We start from the raw sequence: 2,726 nt of genomic DNA, 5'->3' as shown, positions 1-2,726 counted from the left end.
AATTGCTTTATTCCAATTGCTTTATTGACGTTGAGCCTCGGAACCCTTAACAATCCCAAAACTTGTCGAATGGTCGGCTTAATAGCTCACGCTATGCCGACATTCGTCTCCAAGTTTAGTTAAGGGTTCTTCTCAACATCAATAAATTTTCTCGGCATAAATGCCGTGTTATAATTAAAATATCCTTTCTGTTTTTTCTCGAATTAATTTTCCACTTTTATCATCCAAAAAGTGAGTAAGAGCTGCCTAAATTTTAAATGGTGGCTCTTTTTTTATATTTTAATTTATTACAAATCAGAATACCTTTATTTTTAATTTTAAGGCGGTATTTTGAAAAATTAGAGTTATTTATATAGTTTTATACCCAAAAACTTATATTGGCTCTTAAAACGCAAATGAGAGCCAAATAAATATATTTTAATTTCACAAACAAAAATTTGAGCAAAACCAGTGACGATTTTTTATACACTGCCCATCTACATGCAAATTAAAAATTGGCATATAATGGCTCAAAAATTCATCAACTTTTTTAGTTCCTGCAGGGGCAATTTCTTTTAAAAAAACACCAAATTTTGAATTGGCTCCAAATTCTTTGTAAGAGCATAAGGGAAATTTGCAACCTTTCAAAAAAGGTTGGTCTGGCGAAGCCAGACATTTCAAGGGATACAGCGATTTCTAAAGTGCAACCATTTTTTGCTCTTGTACCCAAAATGTACCCACAACATGTAGTATTGTACCCAAAATGTACCCACAAGATATTAGGTCTGTACCCAGAATGTACCCAAACGTTTTTTAGTACTTTTCAATAAAAAAACGCTAGCTTTTTCGCTAACGTTTTAAAAAGAATATCAAAATTTATACTCAAATTTCTTCGTCAATTTCATCAATCATTTGATGATTAATTTTACTTTTTTCTTCTTCAGTCAAATCAAAAATCTCACTCGCTAAGTATTCTTTTTGGTTCCAGTGATAAAAAATTTGATAAATATATTCCGTCGGATCTACTTCTTTAAGATAATCTAAATCCCCGTTTTTTAATTTTTTTCTCGCCTCTTTGAATAGACCAGAATAAACAAGAATTTGTTTCCCTTTGAGTGATTTATAAAATGTATCGAACACTTTTTGATTAATTAAATAGTCACTATCTTTACCAGAATACTTCGCCATTTCGTATAATTCTTTGTTGTTATTTTGTTTTACTTTTTGCACATGTACTTGTGTAATTTCAGGATTTCCCGTTACATCTCGCCATAAATTCAACCATTCTTTTTGACTAATATAATATCGTTTATCTGTAAAATATGATTTATTAACAGCAATTAATACATGAAAATGTGGGTTATAATCATCACGTTTTTGGTTATAAGTAATCTCTAATTTTCTTACATAACCTTTAGCAATAGATTTGAAATGTTTTCGATTGCTTAATCGTCTAAACGATTCGTTATAATGCTTTATTTCACTTTCCAAATGCTCACTCGTTACGTTTGGCGTCGTAAGTGTTAAAAAGATGAATTGCTTATCTTCTTGTTGTTTAATATATTGCATCATTAACGATAAACCTAACGCGTCTTTTCTCGCTCTACGCCATGCACATATTGGACAAAATCGATTTTTACATAAATTTGATTTATGTAATTTTTGTTTCTCTAATGTCTTATCTGCCACAAAACTCAAGAATGTATTACACTCCCTTATTAAATCCATTTGTCCTTCTTTTACATGTCTCTCAATAAATTTCTGAAATACTTGATTTCTTTGTTTCTTCTCAGTATACTTATCCATGTTATATAACTTAAAAACAACTTAGTTTTACACAAACTAATGTCATAAAAAAGTTGCTTTTTCTCCTTTCTTGTAAAGTTTTGGCTTGGACACCATAAACTCTACTATACTAGGTATGAAAAAGCAACTTTTTTTGTACTTAAAGTCAGGCATACCAATGCTTTAAGGGTAACTAATACAGATTGTAATAGTTACCTATAGTATCAAGACAAGAAGAAACTCGTTTCACTCGTTTCAAAATCACATCAAAATCACTCTTCTTTTTGATAACATAAAAAATAAAAAAAGGAGTAATAACAAATGAATATTATCGTCTATTGTGGAGCAAGCAAAGGTAACAAAAAAGATTATGAAAATAGTGCAATCCAATTAGGTGAATGGATTGCTAAAAACAACCACACTCTAGTTTTCGGTGGTGGAAATGCAGGGTTGATGGGGACATTAGCAAATACTGTAATACATAATAACGGTAAAACGATTGGTGTAATGCCTACATTTTTACAACAAAGAGAATTAGCACATGATAAATTAGATGAACTAATAATCGTGGATAGTATGTCCGAAAGAAAAGAAACTATTTTAAACAAAGGTGATGTATGTATAGCACTTCCAGGAGGTCCTGGAACTCTAGAAGAAATAACTGAAGTTGTATCATGGGCAAGAGTTGGACAAAACGACAATCCTTGTATCTTTTTTAATACAAATAATTACTATTCACTCATCGAACAATTCTATGACCAAATGGTGTCCAATGCATTTTTAACTCAAACAGACAGAGACAAAATATTATTCTCAAACTCTTTCGAAGAGATTGAAGAATTCATAAAAAATTACAAAGCTCCAGAAATTAGAAGTTATTAATCATAATTGCTTTATTCCAATTGCTTTATTGACGTTGAGCCTCGGAACCCTTAACAATCCCAAAACTTGTCGAATGGTCG

The 2,726-nt window shown here is 30.9% G+C and carries 2 protein-coding genes; one reads left to right on the top strand and one right to left on the bottom strand.

The annotated features are described in order from the left end of the window. Nucleotides 1–861: 861 nt before the first annotated feature. Nucleotides 862–1,785 carry a protein rep gene (locus tag AC2FB1_RS10985; protein ID WP_301742161.1) on the bottom strand — a complete coding sequence of 308 codons (924 nt, stop codon included), beginning with the start codon at nt 1,783–1,785 and terminating at the stop codon, nt 862–864. 300 nt (nt 1,786–2,085) lie between these two features. Between AC2FB1_RS10985 and AC2FB1_RS10980 the strand changes: the two genes are divergently transcribed. After that, the gene (locus AC2FB1_RS10980; protein WP_162190785.1) at nt 2,086–2,646 is read left to right on the top strand and encodes an LOG family protein; all 561 of its coding nucleotides are present in this window, start codon (nt 2,086–2,088) and stop codon (nt 2,644–2,646) included. Nucleotides 2,647–2,726: the final 80 nt, after the last annotated feature.

This window comes from Staphylococcus sp. CoH_129_LAB_1, assembly GCF_058191515.1.
This window is presented reverse-complemented; position numbering and strand designations above follow the sequence as displayed.

Coding starts and splice junctions, on each gene's coding strand:
- AC2FB1_RS10985 (WP_301742161.1), bottom strand. CDS start 1,785: ATGGATAAGTATACTGAGAAGAAACAAAGAAATCAAGTATTTCAGAAA.
- AC2FB1_RS10980 (WP_162190785.1), top strand. CDS start 2,086: ATGAATATTATCGTCTATTGTGGAGCAAGCAAAGGTAACAAAAAAGAT.